Below are 17,396 nucleotides of genomic sequence, written 5' to 3'. Positions count from 1 at the left end.
CCCTATACTGCCCCCTAGTATCCACACATCGTCGCTGTCATGCCTCATTCCGTCGAAGAAAAGAAACGCGTCCTGACACGCGTGCGCAGGGTCCGCGGCCAGCTGGACGCGCTCGAGCGCGCGCTGCAGGATGGCGCCGATTGCGCGCCGGTGCTCCAGCAACTGGCTGCCATCCGCGGCGCGATCAACGGGGTGATGGCCGGTGTGCTCGAAAGTCATCTGCGCGAGGAGTTCACGCACCTTGCGGGATCCGCGGATGCCCCATCGGGGTCGATCGACGATGTCGTGACCCTCGTTCGAACCTATCTACGCTAGTTGAATGCGGGATTTCCAACCCGCAATTGGCCGCCCCTTTCTTAACAGGACCACTATGAAATCGCGTGCTGCAGTTGCGTTTGCGCCAGGTAAGCCCCTCGAGATCGTCGAGATCGACGTCGAACCGCCTCGCAAGGGCGAGGTGCTGATCAAGATTACGCATACCGGTGTTTGCCATACCGATGCCTTCACCCTCTCGGGGGACGATCCCGAAGGCCTCTTCCCCGTCGTGCTCGGTCACGAGGGCGCCGGCATCGTCGTGGAAGTGGGTGAAGGCGTGACGAGCGTAAAACCCGGCGATCACGTGATCCCGCTCTACACCGCGGAGTGTGGCGAGTGTCTGTTCTGCAAGAGCGGCAAGACCAATCTGTGCGTGTCCGTGCGCGCCACGCAGGGCAAGGGCGTGATGCCGGACGGCACGACCCGCTTCAGCTACAACGGCCAGCCTCTCTATCACTACATGGGCTGCTCCACGTTCAGCGAGTACACCGTGGTGGCCGAGGTGTCGCTCGCCAAAATCAACCCGCAGGCCAATCCCGAGCAGGTGTGCCTACTCGGCTGCGGCGTGACCACGGGTCTGGGCGCGGTGAAGAACACCGCCAAGGTTCAGGAAGGCGATACCGTCGCCGTATTCGGGCTGGGCGGCATTGGCCTCGCCGTGATCCAGGGCGCCAAGCTCGCCAAGGCTGGCCGCATCATCGCCATCGACACCAATCCGGGCAAGTTCGACCTTGCGCGCGCCTTCGGGGCGACCGATTGCGTCAACCCCAATGATCACGAAAAGCCGATCCAGCAGGTCATCGTCGAAATGACGGGCTGGGGTGTGGACCACAGCTTCGAATGCATCGGCAACGTCAACGTGATGCGGGCGGCGCTCGAATGCGCGCACCGTGGCTGGGGCCAGTCGGTCGTCATTGGCGTGGCCGGTGCGGGCCAGGAAATCTCCACCCGTCCGTTCCAGCTCGTGACCGGCCGCCGCTGGCTGGGCACGGCCTTTGGCGGCGTGAAGGGCCGCTCGGAACTGCCCGGCATGGTGGAAGACGCGATGGAGGGCAAGATCCAGCTCGCGCCGTTCGTCACCCACACGAGGCCGCTGTCCGGCATCAATGAAGCGTTCGATTTGATGCACGAGGGCAAATCGATCCGGACCGTGGTTCACTACTGACACCGAAGGACGGAGAGAGGCCTGGGTCTCGGCAATTCGTCCGTCCGTTGACCACGCCAACTGCTCGTACGCGAGGCGCCGACGCGTCGCTCGACAATTTGCCCATGGTCCCGGCACCGATCAGGTATTGCGTTCGCCGGCGCTGCATGGGCAATCGAGGATGCTCCGGGCCGAGGGCTCCCCGGAATCGGAAAAGCTACAGATCGAGAATCAGATCCGAAGTCGGCCGGCTGCAGCACATCAAGCGCATGCCCTTGTCGATTTCACGCGGGCGGATGCCTCCGTTGTGCTTCATGTCCACCGAGCCTTCGAGGACTTTCGTCTTGCAGGTCCCGCATATGCCCTGGCTGCATGACGATGGCAAGGGCACACCGTCCTTGCGCGCGGCGACGAGCACCGTCTGCGAACCGTCCATCATGAACGTGCGACCCGAGCGCGCCAGCTGCACCGTATAGCCTATCTGCCCGCTCGCTTCTGCGGTGGACTGCGCGCCCGGCCCTTCGGCGCACTCCACAGTCTCCGCGAAGTTGAAGCTTTCCTGATGATATCCGGAGGGATCGTGCCCACCTTCCTCGAGCATCTTTCGGAAGCGTCCATATAGCCGCCCGGGCCGCAGATGAACACTTCATGATCGCGGTAGTCCGGCACATGCCGGCTCAACAGTTCAAGATCAAGACGCCCCACGGGACCCGACCAATCCGGCTCGTTCCCGGTCGCCTCGCATACGTGCACGACCCGGAGCTTGTCCGAGAGTGCGCACAAGCACGCAAGCTCGTTGCGAAAGATGATGTCTGCCGGCGTCCGGGCGCTATGAATAAACACGATGTCGCGATTCAGGCCGAGGTCGAGCGCCGCCCGCGTCATTGACAGCAACGGTGTCACTCCCGATCCCGCCGCAAGATACAGAAGCCTTGCAGCGGGGTCCGAAGAAGGTGTGAATACGCCCGAGGGTCCGAAGGCTTTCAGCTCGTGTTTAGCGCCCGGGACGGCCGGCTCTTCAACTTTGAGCCGGGCCAGTTCATTACGGTGTCCGCCGAGATCGCCGGCAAGGAGGTCAGCCGTTGCTACACGATCTCTTCGCCGCCGACACGCCCCCATACGCTTTCCATTACGGTCAAGCGCACGCCGGGCGGCATCATGTCGAACTGGCTGCACGAGAACATGAGGGAGGGTGTCGAGCCGATGTAAACCGAAATACGACTACCACGCCTTGTTCTTTGTCTCCGTGGCCCAGTCGTCGTGTCCTATTGCCACTTCGCGTGCTTATGACGATTGCGAGCGACTACGTCCCACTGCTTTCTCGCTTCCTTTTGCGCCGACTTGCCGTGATCATGCTGATGTTCTCCGTCGGCTGCCTGACCAGCCTTGGGGCTCCGCCTTGCGAACCTGAACATTTCGGCGAATTTCATCTCGATCTCCTTGTGCGGTAACGACGCCGCAAATCCAGTTTACTCCGGCTGCCAGGCCAGGAAACGCAATGATCGACGCGTCAATTCAAATGATCGTTCTCGTTCTTGTCGTCTCGAACGCTGTCGCGCCCGGGCGGGAATTTTTCTCAATCTCAGCGTTGCAGCGCGTGGCGTAGATGAATGTCAGATCCGAAGCGTCTCGATGCGGCACCTGGAAAGTACCCCAATCCTCGCCTGGTTCGCTGAGGCGGTCACATAACAGTTCGATCACTGCATCGGGAGCGGGTGCGCAGTTCATGAACGGCTTGTGCGACATCAGAAACGTCCGCATTGTCTCTGGTTGTTCCAGGTCGAGCGGAACGTGCCACGGCAGCCGGCCAGATGTTCCGTCAAACTGCACATACAACACCGGCGGAGCCTTGAAGTGCATGTGGAACAGCCCATGCACATGGATCGCGAAACGCTCGAAATAGTCCTCCATGCGCGACTGCAGGCTCGAGTGGGAATAAAGGAGGGTCGCGCTCGCGGTAGCTTCCAGACGAAAGGTGACAAACCTCGCTTCGCCTTCCTGTGAAACCACCCCGACTCCGTACTGCCCTATCACCTGGAACGGGGTCGCGCGAGGCGGAGTGTAAAAGTACCGATCGACGTAAGAGATGGGTTCCCCATCGTCGTCATCGTCGCGGAAGTTGCCCGCTCGAGAACTCGCGGAGGCTGGATTGCCGGGATTCAATCGGGTGGATCTGGTGTCCCTATCGCTTTTGCTCGACATAGTGGTGCCTCCGCATCCGGTTCTGGGAGAAGCAGCATATGCGTCCAATCCGACGGGTTCGGCCTTGCGTCTGCCTTGCGAAAATTACCCCTTCGGATCTTTACGTACCAGGGAGTTTTGCGGTCCGTGAGTCGTGCGCCTCCAGGCCTCGTCCGCTCTTTGCTGAGCCGATTTCACGGTATGTTCGATCCGACGCTTACTGGTGGGCGCATGCGTAATCGCCGAAGTCAGACTGGAAAGTGTCCGTCGGACAGTCCTCGTGACCATAACTCGCTCCGCGTTCTAGTCCATATCCACATGTTAAGTCTAGGCCGTTACATGAAGTGCGCGCTACTGTACGTTTGAACAGCACCTTGGTGAGTCCACGATGCACATCGTCCCGTTTCATCGGAGCAATGAACCTCCGGTTAAGGCAGCGCTTGATTTACAACCGCCCTGAAGGAACCGCGCAGTTCAGCCGGGGCTTCATGTGTCTGGCTTGGGGCCCCTGACCGCAGCGAAGCGGCGTTGTATCGCGACGAGTTGGTCGTCCGTGGTCGCTACCAGCCACAAGCGTGCGTGCTCCTCGATTTTCCGGTTGTGGTCCTTCAGCGGCCCCATCGAGGTCGCAGCCTTCCAGACCACCGGGCCCACCCGGGTACTCCTGCCGGACGGCGCGCCTACCAGCAGGCAGTAAGGTCCAAGCGGAAGCGATACGAACGGTACCGCTGGACTCCCTCGCGTGCGCCAGTCGATGAAGGGCGTCTCGCTGATAAGCAGCGGCATGGCCAGACCGTAAAGCACGCTGAAATCGTACAGCGCCAGTTGCTTGCGCAGGCCCGCGTAACCGCGCCGGATGTCAGCGATGACTGCCGCGCGGATTTCATCCTCGAACATCGGCTCGTTCGCATAGCGCGCGAATGCCTCCCGCGCGTCCGACTGATATGCGCTGAACACCCCGAGCTCCACGCAGTCCTGAACCGCGCGGTGGATCTCCGCTACCGAGCCGGCCTCATCTGGCTTGCCCAATTGCGCTGCCCGCAAAAACCGGGCAAGTCCCGCTTCCTGGATCGGCGGGCCATCCGCAGATGTGTCGTCGTCAGCGTCCGGATCGAGCGGCACGTAGATATATTTTTCGGCCGCAAAGCGCGATTTCTTGCCTTCATCAAACTTGATTTCGCCATCGATACAGTCCAGATAGCGAGTCCCGATTCGTCCATGCTCCCAGATCCAGTTCTTCAGGAGCGGGCGGAGTGGATGCAACGTGTCGTGCTCAGCAGCCATTCAAGCCTCCCAATGCTCTCGGATAGTTCCGCGCGGTCGCCTGTTTCGTCGAGGATCCCCATCAGCGATGGTAACGGAGACACGGCCTCCAGCTTCCGTCAACTCAAAGTGTGCGAGTGACGCCAACAGGTATCGCGTGTCTGTTGGGCGATGGGCGTCAAGGGGCGTTTGCGGCGCCCGAACCGCAAAGCCAATTTCCTTGTAAATCAATGAGGTAGAGAAATATGACGAATTGGCACGTCGCGTGCAGTGTTGGGTCCAGCCAGCGTTGCCCTGCGCTGAATGGCGTAAGACGCCATCCCAGGGACTTCGAAAACACTGTCGCGCATCGGCGTCCGGTGTGGCTTCCTGGAGTCTACCTATGCCACTCGCTCGACTGCTCCTCTGCTTTCTCCAGTGCTCGCTCGCAGCCGCGGTACTGTTGCCGGTCGTCGCCGGCGCCGCGATCCTGCCAGACGCATCGCAACGCTATGCGTCCGGCACGCTCGACGCGAGCCCCAGCGATTCGGCGACGCCTCACGAGCTGAAAGCCGGCATCGAGCGCCTACGCACCGGGACGTGGTGGGAAGCCAACCGCAAAATACGCCCGGAACTCGCGCAAGTCGGCGACCTGATGTTCCTGCTGCCGCTTGCCGACAGGCAGCTCGAACCATCGTCGGATGCGATCGGCCGCGTGCAGCGCCTGCGCGAGGCGCTGCGCGGACACCTGATGCGCGAACCCGCCGGCTGGACCCGTCTCGTTACGCAGGTGCGGGCAGAGCGCGCGAAGGCCGGCGATGCGTCAGCCGTGCTGCTCGCTGACGCGCTCGTCAACGAGGTCCGCTACCGCGACGGAACCGACGGCAGCTACTACACGCCGGCACGATTCTTTGCCGAAAGCGGCGTATGCAAGGATTTCGCCGTCGCCAAATACCTGCTGCTGCGCGACGCGGGTTTCGAGATCGAGCGGCTGCGTCTCGTGTCGCTCGCGCCGCGCTACAACAACACGCCGGACGACTGGCACGTGATCCTCGTCGTGCGGATCGATGGCGCGAGCGAACCGCTCGCACTGGATTCACCGAACGCGAAGCGCGCCGCCGATGCGTCCAACGAGACATCGGCTTCGAGCGGTCCGTCCACGCTGCTCGGTGCAATCCTCGCCGGCCGCGAGCGCGCCGACGCGGTGCTGCGTGCGCCCGCCGGACCGCTTGCCGCACCGCTCAGCCGGTCTGGCCAGGCGCGGCGGCCGCTGGCGACAGTGTTCAACGAACTGGGCAGCCGGTCGTTCGAACGCGCTGCGCCGGGCGCGCTGCGGCGCGCGTCGGCGGCCGGGCGAAGCCCGAACGCGATGTATGTCGACGAAATGGGCGAGTCGTGGACAGTCGACGGCTCCGGCACGTTTCCGAAGTGGCGCGTCGCCGTTGACCAGGCAGACGCGCTGGCGAAGCCGGGTCCGGCGGCAAGATTGATACGCGTGGCGGCACGTTGACCGAGGTGGGCATGGCGCGCCACCTGCACAGTGGAATCCCGCCGCCCCGGAACATCCGGTATTGCCCTTCGCCTCGCAGTACGGTGAACAACTCGCTCTCGTCCGCTAGCTCCTCGCATAGCGAACGGGCCCGCGTATAGGCGTCGAGCACTTCTTTGGCAGCCCAGCCCTTCGCCGCCATCATCGTCACGCCCATGACCTTTTAATAATCGAGTTCATGCCTGAGCAGCGCCGGCGTGCGAGGTAAGGTCCGGACGATGTCGAGTCCCCGGTTCAGATACCGGTGGCAATACATCATTTCTGGTGTGCAGGAACCGCGCTTTAGTCATGCCCTCGGCAGCATGATTACCGCGAACCAGGTGTCCCGGATCGAAACTGCGATGGCACCAATCATGAGTTAGCGCGCGCGACGGGCCGCTGCGGAAATTCGCGCGGTCCGTCCCATTGCCCGCCCTCGATCTTCTGACGCAGGTCCCTCATCCAAACCGGACACAATAGACAGGCGGCAAATGCGCCGAAATCAATTGCCAGTTTTCGCCACCGTCGTCGGACGCCCAGAGCGAACCGGTGGTCGACCCCATCGCGAGGCGCATGCCAGTGTCATCTACCGCGAGCCCGTGCCGATACACAAGGTCATACGCCGGTGTTTGCGGCAACCCGCTCGAGAAGCGTTCGAACGTGCGGCCGCCGTCGCGTGTGCGCGTGACGACGAATTGGCCGTCCACCGGAATGCGGCACTGGTCTTTCACGGCAGGCACGAACCACGCGGTGTCCGGGTCGCGCGGATGGACGGCAACCGCGAAGCCGAAGCTCGACGGCTGCGCTTCGATCCGCTGCCAGTGAGCCGCACCGTCGATCGAGCGGAAGATGGCGCAGTGATGCTGAGTCCACAGCGCATCCGGGTTTGCCGGACATTGCACGACGCGGTGCGGGTCTTGCACGTTGGCTTCGCCGCGCCGCTCCGGCGGCATGTAGTCGGCTTCCATGCCCTCGGCACTCACGCGCCAGCTCGCGCCGCCGTCGTCGGTTTGCCAGACGCCGCCGCACGACACACCGATCGTCACGTGCCGGCTGTCGCGCGGATCGACCATCACGGAATGGATTCCCGCCGCGTCGTAGCCGCCTCCGAACCATTCACGGCGCTCCGGGCGATCCCACAGCGCGCGGTTGAGCACCCATGTGTCGCCGCCATCGCCGGAACGGAAAAGCCCGCCCGGAATCGTGCCGGCCCACAAGACACCCGGCTCGTCCGGGCCGCCTGTTTCGAGCGACCAGATCTGCTGAAGCGTCCAGGGAGTGGCCGGCCGGCTGGGCGCGGCTTCGTCATCGCTGTCGGCGCCTGCGCTCGCGTGCGCGCCGTCTGCGGCAGGCGTCTCGTCGGCAGGCTGCGGCGGGTAGACCGGAACCGCGCACTCTTCCCAATCCGTCATGCCCGCGCGCCGGCGATGCAGCTTCACGCCGAAGTGGCCAAGATTGAGCGCCGCATACAGCGAGCTGTCGCGGGGATCGGGCAGCACCATACTCACTGGCTCGCCGGCGAAATGCAGATCGCCGACGTGCCAGCCGCGCTCACCGTCGGCTCTGACATCGAACAGGCCCTTGCGGGTCGCGACAAGCAATCGATCGCTCATATCGAGTGACTCCTCGAGTACTGATGGCCCTCTCACCCGCCCGACAGCGCCTGAACCACGTAAACCCGGCTTTGCTCGCCGAGCGCGTCGGACAGATGTTCCCGGTCGTGGACCCGCCGGCCGTCGACGAACACCGCGAGATGCGGTCGCAGCGAGCCCTGATCGTCAAGGATGTAGCCGCGCAGTCGAGGCTGCGCGACGAACACGGCTTCGAGCGCTTCGCCGAGTGTGCGCGCGTCGATCTCGCGCTCGGGCGTTGCGATATGCCGCTGAATCGAAGCTGCGAAAAAGATATGCGCCATGGCCGGATAGAGTCGCGGGGACGACAGCGTCCGTCGGTTCTGTAGTCTAGGCGATTCCCCGCTTTCGGTTGAGTTGCGCGATGACCGCTATTAACGCCGCGCTGCACGCCGCATGCCGGATCGTCTCAGCCAAGGCGGTGCCTCGCTCACCGCCAGCTTGAGACCCATGACGACGATCGCTATCGAAACGAGTAACGGCATCGACGGCGGCCGCCGCGCGATGAACAGTTCGATGGCCGCAGCCGTGACCGGCCCGAGCGCCTGAAACGCGACGACGCGGCTCGCATCGATACGCGCGAGCGCCCACAGCAGACAAAAATATCCGATGCCGCTCGATAAGCCAATGACGCCGACGTTCGCCCATTGCGTTGCGCTCAAGCCGGGCACGAGCGGCTGCGAGGCCAAAGCGCACCATACCGCGAGAAAGACGACCGCGGCGGTCATCGCCAATGTGCTGGTGGGCAGCGCCGGATAGCGTTGCACATACGGCCGGTACATGATGCTGCACACCGCGCCGATCAACGTCGCGCCGAACAAAGCAGCGAATGCGGGGGCCGTGCTCGGATGCGCGCCGGTAGGTGAAGCGGACGCAGCCAACAGCAACGCGATGCCGCAAACCGCAAGCGCCAGGCCGGCGAGCTTGGTCCAGCGAAAGACCTCGCGGCCGATCACGATTGCGAAAATCATCGTAAAAAGCGGCATGGTCGAGAACACGAGCGCGCAGCTAGCGGCGGACAATGTTTGCAACGCATCATTGATCAGCACGATCAGCAGCGCGAACTGAAAAACGCCAAGCACGGCGATCGCGACCGCGTCTTTCAGCGCGAAGCGCGGCCGCGGGCCGCACAGCACCGGGATGGCGAGTACCAGCGTGCCGATCAGGTACCGAAGAAAAGCGAGCGTTGGCGGCGATGCATCGCTCGACACCGCGCGCGTCGACACCATTGCGACACCGACCAGCACACCTGTGATCGCAGCGGCCGACGACGCCTTGCCATCCACCTTCACAGATCGAGCGCCCAGTTCTGACCGATCAGGTCCTTGCCGAAGCTGTGATGCGGCTCCTCCTCTACCAGCGTGAAACCCGCCCTTTCATAAATGCGGCGAGCGTCGGTGAGGACACTGTTGGTCCACAGTACGAGTTTCCGGTAACCGGCGTAGCGCGCGAAGCGGATGCACTCGTCGACCAGACGCTGGCCGATGCCGAGGCCACGCGCGCTTGCTTCGACGGCAAGCAGCCGCAGCTTCGCGGTCGTGTCGTCCTGCCGTACCACGAACACCGAGCCGACCGGCTTGCCGTCTTTCTCGGCGATCCAGCAGCGTTCGCGCTTCGGATCGAATTCGCGGACGAACTTCGCGACGATTTCAGCGACCAGCGCCTCGTACTCTGCGTTCCAGCCGAACTCCCGCGCGTACAGCACGGCTTGCCGATGCACGATCCAGCCCATGTCGCCCGGTTGCGGCTCGCGCAGAATGAAGCCCGGCTCCGGATCGCTCAGCAGCGTGCGGATCTGTTCCATCGCGTCGACCAGTTGCTGCTGGGCGGTTTGCGGCAGCCGCTCGAGCATCGCGATGACCTCGCGCTGCGATGCTTGATCGAGCGGCGCAAAGGTCGCGCGGCCCTGCTCCGTCAGTTCCAGATGCGCAACGCGCGCATCCGCCGCCGAGCGCGATTTGACGACGAGGCCTTTCTTTTCGAAGCCCGAGATCACGCGGCTCAGATAGCCAGCATTGAGGCCCAGTTCGCGGCACAGGTCCGACGTCGTGAGGTCCGTGCGGTGCGCGAGCTCATACAGGATGCGGACCTCGGTCAGCGAAAACTCGCTTTCGAGCAGATGCTCGTGCAGCACGCCGATCTGGCGCGTATAGAAACGGTTGAAGCTGCGAACGGTTTGCGCACGCTGGTCGACGGTGACATCGGACATGATTGCACCTTTATATTTGCCTCAGGCAAATTATTATATGCCTCAGGCAAATATGTCAACGACCGAGCAACTGGGTGAACGATGCTTTCGACGGTAACGCGAGCCACGAAACTGAGAAAGTGAAACCGGGTGGCCTCGGCGTACAGGCAGGTCGCGGCGGCGTACATGCCGAGTGGGAAGACGCCCGACCATTCAGCCGCCGTATAGCGAATTGGCTCGCCGACGATCACGTGCTTTTCGATGAAAAGCGCGGCGAGCAGAGGAATCCAGAATGTCGCCATGAACCAGCACGCACTGGTCAGGACCCTCAGCACCAGGTAGTCGTCGCGGGGCCAACCCGCCAGGTTATGCCCTGCCAGAATGAGACGGCTGCCGGCCAACGTCGTAATGACCATCGCTCCCATGTTGATCCACCACGGCTCCGTGAGGTCGGCGGCCGTCACGGGACACGAAGCACCATCGGTAGAAAATCAGTGTGACGCCGTATACTCGACAAGCCGGACCGCTTCGTCCAGATGAAGTGAATGTACGAATGTTTCATTCAGAGCTTGTTCAGGAAATCGACTTCAATGCGAAACACGCCCTACATCCAAGGCCGGTTACTGATCGTCGCGATGTTCGCTCTGCCCGCGTTCGTGTTCACGAGCGGCTGTAAGTCGACGACCACAGCGAGACCGTCCGCGACCGCGCCGACGGCAGTCGCCACTGACGACGCCACGCTCGCCGGCCGCGTGAAGCAGGCGCTTGCCGCGGACTCCACGCTACGTTCGTTGCCGATCAGCGTGGCAACGTACCGAGGCGTCGTGCAGTTGTCGGGAGACGTGGATTCACAGGCTCAGATTCTGGAAGCCCTTGCGGTGACCCACAGCGTGCCGGGGGTGCAATCCGTGAGCAACGATCTGCACCTGAAGTCGCAATGACATGCGTTCGCCGGTGGACGGATAACTCGAGAGTCACGCGGGATCGCGCACGTACCACTTTGAATATATCTCAAAGTGATATGTCGACCGGCAGGCCGGCTGCGAAACCGGTGTTCAACAATCGAAAGGTATGCTGATTGCTCATGTGTTATGACGAGGCGGTTCGCGATTGACCGGTTCAGTGTCACTTTGCGGCCGTCTGATTGTGTCTCGAAAGGAGTTTCGATCGTGTCGCTCTCTCGCCGTCATTTCATGATACTTGCCGCATCCGTTGCCTCAACGACCGTTCTCTCGACGAAGTCAAACGCGGACGCGCCCGTGCTCGCCGAAAACGATCCGACCGCGCAGGCGCTCGGATACAAGATGGACGCGTCGAAGGTCGACAAGTCGAAATTCCCTCGGTACCAGACAGGGCAGACTTGCGCCAATTGCCAACTGTATCAGGGCAAACCCGGTTCCACGAATGGGCCGTGCCCGACCTATGGGGGCAAGCTGGTCGAAGCAAAAGGATGGTGTAACGCCTACGTGAAAAAGGCGTAATTTACAAACTGCGAGTGTTGAACGAGAACCGTCACGCACCGCAAGCAACAACAAGCCCGCCTTCCGTTCAGCACCATATCACCTGGTCATATCCAACCGTGCGCCGGTAGACGTGCGTGGCGTTCCAGTTGCACGTCGTGTATTCCATGTACGCATTGGTAAGAACAACGATCCAGTGTGACAGCGTTTGCATCACGATCTCCATAGGTCGGAAAATGCCCTTGAGGCTCCTGAGGCGCAACATTTCCATGATTTGTTGAGCTCATCATCGCCTTCTGCGGCAGCAACCGATTCTTCGAAGACCTGAATCGACCCAGAGCCAAAAACCGCCAATGAAAAAAATGGCGAACCGTTGTCGCGATGCAGCATTGAAGCGACCCCGGCAACGGAGAGCGATGCATGATGTGACTCATGCTGCCGGTTGTGTCCCGACGCGGCAATTGCGAAATCCGCCACCGCGATTGCTGATTCCTGCCGTCGTCGAAAATTGATCGCTCGCGCCTTCGTCAGACGGATCGTTTCGTACCAGGGGCTTTACTATGTCGACCACCTTTTACGTCACGCCTGGAACGTGCCGCGCGTCGCGTGTCCTGCATCGCGTCGACTAAATTCTCCAACTGCGTAGCGACACGATCCGCGCCTAAACCTTGCGCCGCGATCTGGGCACCCTCGAAGCACAGATGGAGGATCATCGCGCAATGTTCGGGATGTCCAAGCCCGGCCTCGCCGCACGAACACCACGTATTTGTCGTCGCTGCCTTTTACCTTGAACATATGAAGCGGGCGAGCGCGCCACGGCCGATCCCCTCTGTTCAGCGCTGAAAGTACGTCAAGCCCAACGCGCTTTTGACCTCTGACAAAGTTTCTCCCGCCACCTCCCGCGCGCGCATCGTCCCGCGACGCAGGATCGCAAGCACCTCGGCCGGGTCTTCCTCCAACTCGCGACGGCGTGTGCGAATCGGTTCAATGAGTGACTGGAGCCGCTCGTTCAGCACGCGCTTGATCACGCTATCGCCAAGTCCACCCCGCCGATAGTGGGATTTCAGTTCGTCGACTTTCTGCACGTCCGGCTCGAATGCATCGAGAAACGCGAACACGACATTGCCTTCCACCTGACCAGGATCGCTGACTCGCAAGTGGTTCTGGTCGGTGTACATGTTGTTGACTGCCTTGGTGATTTCGTCCGGCGTGGCGCCTAGTGCGATGGCGTTCCCGAGGGACTTGCTCATCTTGGCTTTGCCATCGATACCGGGTAATCGCGTGACCTGTGACAGCACCGCCTCGCATTCGACCAGCACGGGTCGGTCGACGGTGCTGTTAAAGCGCCGCACCAATTCGTTGGTCTGCTCGATCATCGGTAGCTGGTCATCGCCCACGGGTACGTGGGTTGCCTTGAACGCGGTGATATCAGCCGCCTGACTGACCGGATACGTGAGGAAGCCCGCCGGGATGTCGCGCTCGAAACCGCGCAGGCGAATCTCCTCCTTGATGGTCGGGTTTCGCTCGAGGCGCGCGACCGTCACGACGTTCAGCAGATACTGAAACAGCTCGGCCAGTTCTGGTACCTGGGACTGGATGAAGATGGTCGACTTCGCTGGGTCGATGCCCACCGCAAGATAGTCGAGCGCTACTTCGATGACGTTCTGGGTAACCTTCTGATGCCGGCCCACGTTGTCGGTTAACGCCTGCGTGTCAGCAAGAAGCAGGAACTGCTGCGCCTCATGCTGAAGTTGAACGCGCGCAAGCAGCGAGCCGATATAGTGGCCGAGGTGAAGCGGGCCGGTGGTGCGGTCACCGGTCAAGATCGTGGGGCGGTTGGTGTGTGTCATGGACAGGAGGCTCCTGGTTTGGATGCCACCAGCCACGAGCGCGCAGAAACGAAAATGCCGCCAGGACTGGCGGCATCATGTTTGCAAATATGCGTGTGTGTGTGGAAACGGGCCGCCGGATTCAGGCGTGCCACCAACGGTGCAGTTTCAGCGAGGTCGGTTTCGTATCCATGGCATCGAGTATAACGCAGCCTCAAACAAATTTGCCCGATGTCGGCGACGCGTACGAGAGTGACGCGCTACGTGCAGGCGCGAAAAAGGGAAAGTGATACGATTGTCGGGCGTCCGATCAGGAGACGAATATGCCCATCTATCAGATCACTCGCAGTGTTCTGGAGCGCGTCGCCCAGGCGGTATCGCGCGCCTTCCACGATGACGCTATCTACAGCGAAGAGGCTGCGGCGGACGGTCGGTTGAACGTGCTGCTAGTGCGCAACCCGGCCGGGCCCGATACCCCCTACATTTCGCTTCGCTTCCCCGGTGACCTGCTGGGTCGCCTCGAAACACTGGGGCCCAAGCAAACCGCGATAGTCGGCAATCACATTCGAAACATTGTTTCGGCCCGTCTTGCCGAGTACCGGAACGCGTCCGACGCCGGAACGCTGAGCCGGAACGCCCCCTTCCCGATCGAATTCGACGAGCGCATGTTCGACGACACCGCTGGGGCGGATGACCCTACTTGAGCTCGTCGGCAGGAAATGCCGTGAGGAAATCAAAGTCGCATCCTGCCGCGGCGGATAGCACGTGATCGTGATAAAGCCGCTGGTAACCGCGCGCATACATTCCTTCCGCCGGACGAAACTCACTGGCACGATGCGCCAGCTCGGTCTCGTCAACCAGTAGATCGATCCGCTTGTCGCGCGCCGACAGCCGGATCCGGTCGCCGTTGCGCACTAGCGCCAGCGGGCCGCCGAGCGCCGCCTCTGGCGTCACGTGAAGCACGATCGTCCCGTATGCAGTGCCCGACATGCGCGCATCGGAAATCCGCACCATGTCCTTCACCCCCGCCCGTGCAAGTTTCTGCGGAATCGGCAGATATCCGGCTTCGGGCATGCCTGAAGCACTGCGCGGCCCCGCGTTCTGCAATACGAGGATGTCGTCCGCGCGAACGTCCAGATCAGGGGCGTCGATGCGCGCGGCCAGATCTTCGAGCGAGGTAAATACCACCGCGCGCCCTTCGTGTTCCAGCAGTTCGGGAGTCGCGGCGGCGCGCTTCAGCACCGCGCCGCCGGGGGCAAGACTACCGTTCAGAACGATCAGGCCGCCCTCGGCACTGATCGGTTGCTCGGTCGAGCGGATCACGGCCGTATCGATCGGATCGGCAAGCGGCTTGTTCAAACGCTCATCGAGGCTCTGCCCGGCGATGTCGCGACAGGTCAGATCGAGTTGGGGCATCAAGCCGCGCAGAACACCCTCCAGCCCGCCTGCAGCATGAAAATCCTCCATGTAGCCGTTGCCTACCGGCTTGAGATCCACGAGTACCGGCGTTTCATCCGACAGCCGGTTGAACTCGTCGTAATCGATCTTCAGTCCGATACGACCGGCGATCGCCGCCAGATGAATCACGGCGTTGGTCGAACCGGAGACCGCCAGCAGCACACGCAACGCGTTGCGCACCGATGCGGGCGTCACGATCTCGGCCGGTTTCGGTCCGCCATCGAGGGCCATGCGCGCAACCAGCGCTCCGGTCTCCTCGCAATTGCGCAGTCGATCCGCATGCACGGCCGGAATCGCCGCCGACCCGGGCAGCATCATGCCCAGCGTTTCCGCAATCAGCGCCATGGTCGACGCCGTACCCATGACCGCACACGTTCCCGAGGTGACGGCCAAACGCCCCTCCACCTGCCTGATCTCCTGCTCCGGGACTTTCCCCGCGCGGAAATTCGACCAGAAGCGGCGGCAGTCCGTGCAGGCGCCAAGCCGCTCGCCGCGATGCCGTCCGGTCATCATCGGACCGGCCACCACCATGGCCGCGGGCCGCCCTGCGGAGATCGCGCCCATCAACATTGCCGGTACGGTTTTGTCGCATCCGCCGAGCATTACCACCGCATCCATCGGCTGGGCGCGGATCATTTCCTCGACGGCCATCGCCATCAGATTGCGATAGACCAGCGAAGTCGGCGAAAGGAATACCTCGCCAAGCGAAATCACCGGAAACACCACCGGCAACGCGCCCGCCGCGAGCACGCCGCGTTCGACCGCCTTGATCATTTCGGGGAAGTGGCGATGGCAGTTGTTGAAACCACTCTCCGACGTGCAGATCCCGACGATCGGCTTGTCGAGCGATTCGCCGGTGTAGCCCATCGATTTGGCAAACGACCGGCGCAGATAGCGCGCGAAGTCGTGATCACCGTAGTTCGTCAGGCCATTGTTCAGGCCACGCGGTTTTTGGTTCATGTCCCATTCCTTACGATCAGGCGATGACGGATGTATTTGGGCGTCAGGTAGTCCAGTATGCCAAGGCTGCCGCCCTCGCGGCCAAAGCCCGATTCCTTGATACCACCGAAGGGCGCCTCGGCCGTCGCCAACAGCGTCTCATTGATGCCGACCATGCCTGCCTCGAGCGCTTCCGCGGTCATCGCGGCCAGTGCCGAGTTGTGCGTGAAGACGTAGGCCGCCAGACCAAATTCCGTTGCATTGGCGCGCGCGATCACGTCCGCGAGGTCGTGGAAAGCCGCAATCGGCGCAACGGGTGCAAACGGCTCCTCGCACATGATCCTCGCGTCGTCGGGAACGTCAACCAGCACGGTCGGCTCGATGAAATGTCCTCGTTCGAGATATGGCGGCCGTTGCCCGCCAGCCAATACTCGCGCACCACGGCCGCGGGCATCCTCGATCAGCGACAGTGCGCTCTCTACCGCGCGGGCGCGAATCATCGGACCAAGGGTGGTTTCGGGGTCACGCCCATCCCCTATCCTGAGTTCCCTCGCAACGGCCGCAAACGTCTCGGCAAACGGCGTCAGAATCGAGCGGTGCACATAGAAACGCGACGGCGAGATGCACACCTGACCACAATTGCGGAACTTGGTCGTTGCGAGCTTTTTCGCGCTTTCCACAGGGTCCGCGTCGGCATGGACGATCACGGGTGCATGTCCGCCCAACTCCATCGTAACCTTCTTCACGTGATCGGCGGCGAGCCGCAAGATCTCCTTGCCGACCGGCACCGACCCCGTCAGCGACACCTTGCGGATCACCGCGGATTGAACCAGCCGGGCCACCATCGGTTTGGCGTGACCGGTCAGGATGCCAAGCACCGCGGCCGGCAAGCCCGCATCGAGCAGAACCTGCCCGAGCGCCATGCAACTCCCCGGCGCTTCCGAAGCCGGACGCGCGATCACGCTACAGCCGGCCGCCAGCGCCGCGGCGATCTTGCGCGCCGGCAGCAACATCGGGAAATTCCATGCCGACAGCGCGAGGCACGGACCCACTGGCTGATACCCGACGGCAAGCCGCTCGTCGACATGGCGCCCGGCAATAGTGTGTCCGTAGATGCGCTTGGCCTCTTCCGCATACCACTCGAACTGATCCGCGCTCGCATTGATTTCGCCACGCGCCTCGAGCAATGGTTTGCCGGTCTCGCCGCTCATCAGGAACGCGTACGTGTCAATCCGGGCTCTCAGTAGGTCCGCTGCACGGCGCAGCACCGCGGCCCGCTCCCACGCCGACGTCTTCGACCACAGCGCGAACCCGCGCCCGGCTGCCGCAAGCGCAGCCGCTTCGTCGGCTTCGGTCGCTGCCGGCACGCTGCCAACCAGCTCGCCGGTCGCCGGACTTCTGACTTCGATACATGCGCCGTCGGACGCACCGCGCCACGCGCCATCGATTAGCAGGCCACCAGATTCGTACATGCTCGCCCC

At 62.4% G+C, this 17,396-nt stretch carries 18 protein-coding genes and 2 pseudogenes; 7 read left to right on the top strand and 13 right to left on the bottom strand.

Going from position 1 to position 17,396, the window contains the following annotated elements; genetic code table 11:
• Nucleotides 1-39: 39 nt before the first annotated feature.
• A complete protein-coding gene (gene frmR, locus QFZ94_RS39520; protein ID WP_368581437.1) occupies nt 40-315 on the top strand; it encodes a formaldehyde-responsive transcriptional repressor FrmR in 276 nt (91 codons plus the stop codon).
• A gap of 55 nt (nt 316-370) precedes the next feature.
• Complete coding sequence (locus tag QFZ94_RS39515; protein ID WP_410848361.1) at nt 371-1,480, top strand: S-(hydroxymethyl)glutathione dehydrogenase/class III alcohol dehydrogenase; 1,110 nt, start codon at nt 371-373, stop codon at nt 1,478-1,480.
• A gap of 196 nt (nt 1,481-1,676) precedes the next feature.
• On the opposite strand, the pseudogene QFZ94_RS39510 reads toward QFZ94_RS39515, so the two are convergent.
• Nucleotides 1,677-2,449, bottom strand: a pseudogene (locus QFZ94_RS39510) (flavin reductase family protein); the annotation flags it as partial.
• On the opposite strand from QFZ94_RS39510, the pseudogene QFZ94_RS39505 reads away from it, so the two are divergent.
• A pseudogene (locus QFZ94_RS39505) lies at nt 2,450-2,659 on the top strand (FAD-binding oxidoreductase); the annotation flags it as partial.
• Between the two features lie 315 nt (nt 2,660-2,974).
• On the opposite strand, the gene QFZ94_RS39500 reads toward QFZ94_RS39505, so the two are convergent.
• Both QFZ94_RS39500 and QFZ94_RS39495 read right to left on the bottom strand, forming a co-directional pair.
• Nucleotides 2,975-3,661: a hypothetical protein gene (locus tag QFZ94_RS39500; RefSeq protein ID WP_429463356.1), complete on the bottom strand. Its 687-nt coding sequence runs from the start codon at nt 3,659-3,661 to the stop codon at nt 2,975-2,977.
• Nucleotides 3,662-4,126: 465 nt separating this feature from the next.
• Nucleotides 4,127-4,924: a hypothetical protein gene (locus QFZ94_RS39495; RefSeq protein WP_429463354.1), complete on the bottom strand. Its 798-nt coding sequence runs from the start codon at nt 4,922-4,924 to the stop codon at nt 4,127-4,129.
• A gap of 361 nt (nt 4,925-5,285) precedes the next feature.
• Here QFZ94_RS39495 and QFZ94_RS39490 point away from each other — a divergent pair, with 361 nt between their 5' ends.
• A complete protein-coding gene (locus QFZ94_RS39490) occupies nt 5,286-6,392 on the top strand; it encodes a transglutaminase domain-containing protein (protein ID WP_429463352.1) in 1,107 nt (368 codons plus the stop codon).
• A 476-nt stretch (nt 6,393-6,868) separates the two neighbouring features.
• On the opposite strand, the gene QFZ94_RS39485 is transcribed toward QFZ94_RS39490, so the two are convergent.
• The 5 genes from QFZ94_RS39485 to QFZ94_RS39465 form a co-directional block, all read right to left on the bottom strand.
• The gene (locus QFZ94_RS39485) at nt 6,869-8,023 is read right to left on the bottom strand and encodes a WD40/YVTN/BNR-like repeat-containing protein (RefSeq protein WP_429463350.1); all 1,155 of its coding nucleotides are present in this window, start codon (nt 8,021-8,023) and stop codon (nt 6,869-6,871) included.
• Nucleotides 8,024-8,055: 32 nt separating this feature from the next.
• Nucleotides 8,056-8,325, bottom strand: coding sequence for a MoaD/ThiS family protein (locus QFZ94_RS39480; protein WP_013093592.1), 270 nt, complete (start codon nt 8,323-8,325; stop codon nt 8,056-8,058).
• A gap of 90 nt (nt 8,326-8,415) precedes the next feature.
• Complete coding sequence (locus QFZ94_RS39475; protein WP_429463348.1) at nt 8,416-9,333, bottom strand: DMT family transporter; 918 nt, start codon at nt 9,331-9,333, stop codon at nt 8,416-8,418.
• Nucleotides 9,330-10,250, bottom strand: a complete 921-nt coding sequence (locus tag QFZ94_RS39470) for a bifunctional helix-turn-helix transcriptional regulator/GNAT family N-acetyltransferase (RefSeq protein ID WP_410848355.1) — start codon at nt 10,248-10,250, stop codon at nt 9,330-9,332. Before QFZ94_RS39470 ends, QFZ94_RS39475 begins: the two co-directional genes overlap by 4 nt.
• The gene (locus QFZ94_RS39465) at nt 10,136-10,693 is read right to left on the bottom strand and encodes a hypothetical protein (RefSeq protein WP_429463346.1); all 558 of its coding nucleotides are present in this window, start codon (nt 10,691-10,693) and stop codon (nt 10,136-10,138) included. Before QFZ94_RS39465 ends, QFZ94_RS39470 begins: the two co-directional genes overlap by 115 nt.
• 126 nt (nt 10,694-10,819) lie before the next feature.
• Here QFZ94_RS39465 and QFZ94_RS39460 point away from each other — a divergent pair, with 126 nt between their 5' ends.
• Complete coding sequence (locus QFZ94_RS39460; protein ID WP_368581426.1) at nt 10,820-11,170, top strand: BON domain-containing protein; 351 nt, start codon at nt 10,820-10,822, stop codon at nt 11,168-11,170.
• A 228-nt stretch (nt 11,171-11,398) separates the two neighbouring features.
• A complete protein-coding gene (locus QFZ94_RS39455) occupies nt 11,399-11,710 on the top strand; it encodes a high-potential iron-sulfur protein (protein WP_429463344.1) in 312 nt (103 codons plus the stop codon).
• Nucleotides 11,711-11,777: 67 nt separating this feature from the next.
• Here QFZ94_RS39455 and QFZ94_RS39450 read toward each other — a convergent pair whose 3' ends face one another.
• The 3 genes from QFZ94_RS39450 to trpS all read right to left on the bottom strand — a co-directional run bounded on the left by QFZ94_RS39450 (nt 11,778) and on the right by trpS (nt 13,539).
• Nucleotides 11,778-11,903 (bottom strand): hypothetical protein, encoded by a 126-nt coding sequence (locus QFZ94_RS39450; RefSeq protein WP_260332324.1) that lies wholly within the window; start codon nt 11,901-11,903, stop codon nt 11,778-11,780.
• Nucleotides 11,903-12,166: a hypothetical protein gene (locus tag QFZ94_RS39445; RefSeq protein ID WP_429463342.1), complete on the bottom strand. Its 264-nt coding sequence runs from the start codon at nt 12,164-12,166 to the stop codon at nt 11,903-11,905. Before QFZ94_RS39445 ends, QFZ94_RS39450 begins: the two co-directional genes overlap by 1 nt.
• Before the next feature lie 356 nt (nt 12,167-12,522).
• Nucleotides 12,523-13,539, bottom strand: coding sequence for a tryptophan--tRNA ligase (gene trpS, locus QFZ94_RS39440; RefSeq protein ID WP_429463684.1), 1,017 nt, complete (start codon nt 13,537-13,539; stop codon nt 12,523-12,525).
• Between the two features lie 302 nt (nt 13,540-13,841).
• Here trpS and QFZ94_RS39435 point away from each other — a divergent pair, with 302 nt between their 5' ends.
• Entirely contained in the window at nt 13,842-14,222 is a 381-nt protein-coding gene (locus QFZ94_RS39435; protein ID WP_429463340.1) for a hypothetical protein, read from the top strand.
• Here the strand turns inward: QFZ94_RS39435 and QFZ94_RS39430 are convergent.
• Both QFZ94_RS39430 and QFZ94_RS39425 read right to left on the bottom strand, forming a co-directional pair.
• Complete coding sequence (locus QFZ94_RS39430) at nt 14,215-15,936, bottom strand: dihydroxy-acid dehydratase (protein ID WP_429463339.1); 1,722 nt, start codon at nt 15,934-15,936, stop codon at nt 14,215-14,217. The genes QFZ94_RS39435 and QFZ94_RS39430 overlap by 8 nt on opposite strands.
• Nucleotides 15,933-17,387, bottom strand: a complete 1,455-nt coding sequence (locus QFZ94_RS39425) for an NAD-dependent succinate-semialdehyde dehydrogenase (protein WP_429463337.1) — start codon at nt 17,385-17,387, stop codon at nt 15,933-15,935. The genes QFZ94_RS39430 and QFZ94_RS39425 overlap by 4 nt, the downstream gene beginning before the upstream one ends.
• Nucleotides 17,388-17,396 lie beyond the last annotated feature (9 nt).

The organism is Paraburkholderia sp. JPY465, assembly GCF_050436725.1.
Taxonomy (GTDB): domain Bacteria; phylum Pseudomonadota; class Gammaproteobacteria; order Burkholderiales; family Burkholderiaceae; genus Paraburkholderia; species Paraburkholderia youngii.
Note: the sequence above shows the minus strand (reverse complement) of the source record. Positions and strands in the feature narration are given on the sequence as shown.